Consider the following 4438-nt stretch of genomic DNA (forward strand, 5'->3'; position numbering starts at 1 on the left):
GGCCTACTCACCTCCACGTGATTTGTAGTTCACAGTTATCCCTATGGCTATAGAATAATTAGAATGATGCTTAAAGGCAAGATGTTTCACGACGTTTTGTGCCTTGAGCGAAGCGAAAGGAATGGTTATAAAAATGAAAAAGAACATAAGTCTGCTTTTCGCCATGATGATGGTACTATTTCTGGCAGTGGGATGCAGTGGAACGGGAGTGAAATTATCCCAAGATGAGACATCATTTTCGGGAACTGCCCAGGTGCGCGTTTTTACCGCTGCGGGTGAGCAATGGTTGATTGATGACCAATTGATGTCGGGTGTGCCACTAGTGGCATTTGAAACGACCCAGGGGAAAAGTGGTGAAGAGCCAACCACCAATGTCCATGTGGGAATTCTCTTAAAGGATATTCTAACCGAAGCCGGTGTGGATATAAGCACGGTTAATCAGATTACCTGTATCTCCCAGGATGGTTTTTCAAAGGTCTACAGCAAAGCTGATTTGGAAGATTCGGAAAAACTGTTCTTGACCTTTGCAATGGACGGTCAAAACTTGACCTTTGAGAATCAGGATTGTTTTTTTATCGTTGCCAAGAATGAAAGCTTTAAACAAAACTGGACAAAGTTCTTAAAAGAAATAAAAATTAACTAATATAAGAAGAGTGCTTGATAAGAGAAAGAGAGGGAAAAATGAAAAAGGCTTATATAGGGGTGCTTGCTTGTCTGATAGTGCTTATGTTAGCAGGCTGTACCGGTGGTATTCGTTATGAAGCAGGTAGTTATGTGGGGTCGGCTCAAGGGAAAAATGGTCCCATCAAGGTAGAAGTAACCTTTTTAGAAAATAAGATTGAATCGGTACAAGTGGTTTCACACAAGGATGATCTTGACTATGCAACCAAAGCGGTCGATGGGATGCCGGAAATCATTATAAACAAACAACGTCTGGATGTGGATGCTGTCTCAGGGGCGACTCTGACCAGCCGCGGCATTATTGGTGCAGTGGCTCAATGTGTGACCGACGCCGGAGCTGACCCCCTAAAGCTAGGCTATGCATCCGCGGATAAGAAAACCGACGGTCAGGAAGTGGTGATTACCGGTCTAGAACAAGAACAAATTATTACTGGCGATAAAATCAAGGCCATGACCCCAGTGTCCTTCGATGCTGTGGCTGTGGATGCCAGCGGGACCCAAACCCCCACCACCGGAATCGGCGTCAGATTAGAGGACATTCTGGCCCAATATGGGGCATCGCAAAAGAACTTTGATGCCATTGTATTAAATGCCACGGATGGTTACGCTATTGAAATCCCCCGCGATGTTTTGGCCATTCGGGATGTGATTATTGCTTACGAAATTAATGGTGCCGCTACGGATCTACGAACCGTGGTGCCAGATGAACGGGCCATGTATTGGGTGAAATTCCTCAATAAAATTGAGCTTAAAGGTTTGGTAACACAAGTGGAAACTAAAAACCTGGCGATGATGGAAACAGCTCTGCTGCTGTGCACACCTGAAGACTATAAGTATTATGATGCCATTGATCAGGCCGTTCCAACCAGCCAGCTGCTGGAAAAAACTGGCGGTCTCAAGACCGATACAGTGGAGGTAGCAGGAATGGATGGTTGGGCCAGAACGGAGACCTATGATCTTTATAAAAATCAGTATATTAAAACGACCGGAGAAGATGCACCAATGTTTATCGGCCCGGATCTTCCCGAAGGGATGCGGATGAAGGAGGTGCTTTATAATAAACTGGGCGAAGATTTGATTTTAAGTGTTTCTAACGCCGAGCAAAAATATGGGACCACCACCATCAATGGTCGCACTGGAGTCGCCATTGAAAAAATCTTTCAGGAGCTAAAAATAGCAGAAGCTGCCAAGTACAAGCTAATCGGTTCGGATGGCTATGAAGCAGAGATTTCTCTGCAAGATTTAAAATCAGGAATTTTCACCCTTTCTGAGAGTGGTGTTGACACCGTTTTTGAAACACCGGAAGCGGCATCGGTAAAAGGACTGCTCTTTATTAAGCCACTTCAGTAGGTGATGGGATGAAAACCCACGTTAGAAAAATTCAGATCGTCGTTCTTTTGATTCTGCTAATGGTTATTCTTTCGGGATGTGATTATCAGGGATTGGGCGGCGAGTACCCTGAAAACTTTAAGATCAGCGGGGATGTAGAGACCCCGCTGACTGTCAATTCGATGATGGGATATCTCATCATGCGGGTTACCCGAGATGAAAAAAATTACACTGCCATTGCCTTAAAACAGGTGATTGACGAAGCAGGCCCCAGGTCAAATAGCTATGATCTGCTGTTAATTGGCGAGGATGGCTTGTCCTCCAAAATAAGTGGCACTGATCTTAGTGGTTGTCATCTGAGTTATTCAAGTCGCTATGACTGGGAACTGATCAATACCCTCCATCCCATCTCCAGTCAGATAAAAAACCTGAGTACCATTATTGTTATTTCCACTGATTTGGAAGACGATAAAGAGGCTATCGGAATTGATGACCAACAGGGATATCGACAAACAAGTGCCGGGAATCTTTTTCTTGATGGCTTTACCGAAAAACGAGTTTTTGAAGGTCAGTCTGAATTAAGTGGCAGAACCGTTACCGTGTATACGACCCACAAACAGATTTTGCCGGAGGAACTTCTTAACTACCAGACCGAATTTGCAGTGTTTGGACGGGATGGCAGCATCAAATTCGATAAAAAAAGCGATAAGAGCTATTTTGAAATCAGCGAAACGAGCATCAGTTATACCGCTTCGGATCTCACAACCATTGATGATGTTGCCGGTGTTTTAGCAGATCCACCCCGGGTTTCAATTACGGATGTGGCTTCGGATACTATCCATCAGCTTGACAAAGGAAATGATGTGATGGTCATTGAGTTAGACGGTTTGGGTTGGGGGATGCTAAAAATGGCAGGTGAGCAGGGAAAAGCGCCTTTTTTATCCAGTTTGACCGCCCAGCAGGCCTTATCTGTCTATCCGCCGATTTCTCCGGTGGGACTGGCGGCGATGATTACCGGAACCCTGCCCAGCAGCAATGGGATTACAAACCGGGAAGTCATGGATTTTAAGGGAACGGATATTTTTGAGAGAGCCCTGTCTCGGGGTAAAAGAGTGGCCTACATTGAAGGTGACAAAAAAATGCTCAATACTTCCATCGAGCCGGTCCTTTCGGTTAACGAGGGCGATCAGGATAGCCATGTTTTTAAGAATACCCAAAAGGCGATTGCAGAGAAAAATCAACTGATCTTCACGCATTTTCACAGCATCGATGATGATGCGACCACCTATGGTCCATATTCTCAGGAGGCAATGGAGCAGATTTATCGGGTGGATCGGATGGTTTTGGAATTGACCCGAGAATTTAAGGGAACGGTCATTATTACCGCCGACCACGGTCTCCATCCTACCAGTTCAGGGGGGACCCATGGCAGGATCTGCTACGAAGATATGCTGGTGCCTTATGTCGTGATTAAAACCCTACCGGCATCATAAAAGAGAGGGCACAGATTGTACATTTTTCTAATAAGAAGGTTTGAAAATTAAACTTCTCGTAAATCCGTTGATAGCAAGATTCGTATAGATTAATCAATATTGATGAAGATTTATTTCTTCAGTCATGGTAAAATAAAGCGGCATAAAGATGTTTTTTTATATCAGTTAGTTAAGCACCTGTTAGCGGAGTGATTATTAATCAAAGAACTGTTTTAAGCAGAGTTCGTTGATAAGGAACAATTAGAAATTAAGCTATGATGATAAAGCTTAGGAATCGGTTTATATCGATGAAAGTGAAGTGTAAGTCTGAAACATCTCTAGTATTAAGCAAACCAAATTCTGAGCATAGCAAACAAACCATCAAGTGATGGTCAAAAAAAAGTATTGGTAGAACGATCAGGTACCGGTCAGAATCTGGTACCCTTGGGATTTAGCTAAGGCAATCGCCTGTTCAACCGTGATTTCACGGCTTACTGGGAGAACATCCGATTTTTTATACAACTCAGCATTGTATGGTTCGTTCTTTTTCAGGATCATATAAATAGCGGTCAAAAGCATCCGGGCAATGGCAATAATGGCCCGTTTATGGCCACGACGTTTTTTAATTTTTAAGTAGCGGTTACGGATTTCAGGATGCTTTTCGCTTTTGACAACGGCGGTTGCACATTGAACCAGAAGCGGTTTTAAATAGCAACCGGCTCTTGAAATCCTGACAGACTTTTTCTTTCCGGCACTTTCGTTATTCGTGGGTGTCAGCCCTGCCCAGGAGCATAAATGCTTAGCTGTCGGGAACACGTCCATATCAGCACCGATTTCAGAGATAATGGTAATCGCTGAAAAGATGTTTTTAAAAGACGGAACAGTTAAGATCAGATTTATTTTTTCTGCGTAGGGCAAGGAAAGACAAAGGATAAGATCTTCAAGATCGGATTTGC

Annotated in this window: 4 protein-coding genes; 3 read left to right on the plus strand and 1 reads right to left on the minus strand. The window is 43.8% G+C overall.

The genetic code is table 11. The features are described from left to right. The first annotated feature begins 103 nt into the window (after positions 1-103). Genes QZ998_RS16800 through QZ998_RS16810 form a run of 3 tightly spaced genes read left to right on the plus strand, consistent with a single transcriptional unit; the run spans position 104 to position 3503 of the window. Positions 104-643: a hypothetical protein gene (locus QZ998_RS16800; protein WP_296562065.1), complete on the plus strand. Its 540-nt coding sequence runs from the start codon at positions 104-106 to the stop codon at positions 641-643. 38 nt (positions 644-681) lie between these two features. After that, positions 682-2031 (plus strand): FMN-binding protein, encoded by a 1350-nt coding sequence (locus QZ998_RS16805; protein WP_296562066.1) that lies wholly within the window; start codon positions 682-684, stop codon positions 2029-2031. Between the two features lie 8 nt (positions 2032-2039). After that, on the plus strand, positions 2040-3503 hold the full coding sequence (locus tag QZ998_RS16810) for an alkaline phosphatase family protein (protein WP_296562068.1): 1464 nt from the start codon (positions 2040-2042) through the stop codon (positions 3501-3503). A gap of 396 nt (positions 3504-3899) precedes the next feature. On the opposite strand, the gene QZ998_RS16815 is transcribed toward QZ998_RS16810, so the two are convergent. Then, positions 3900-4438 (minus strand): transposase (locus tag QZ998_RS16815; RefSeq protein WP_296562070.1); only part of this gene is annotated, 539 nt, incomplete at its 5' end.

The organism is uncultured Acetobacterium sp. (assembly GCF_927416815.1).
Classification (GTDB): Bacteria; Bacillota; Clostridia; order Eubacteriales; family Eubacteriaceae; genus Acetobacterium.

Coding starts and splice junctions, on each gene's coding strand:
- QZ998_RS16810 (WP_296562068.1), top strand. CDS start 2,040: ATGAAAACCCACGTTAGAAAAATTCAGATCGTCGTTCTTTTGATTCTG.
- QZ998_RS16805 (WP_296562066.1), top strand. CDS start 682: ATGAAAAAGGCTTATATAGGGGTGCTTGCTTGTCTGATAGTGCTTATG.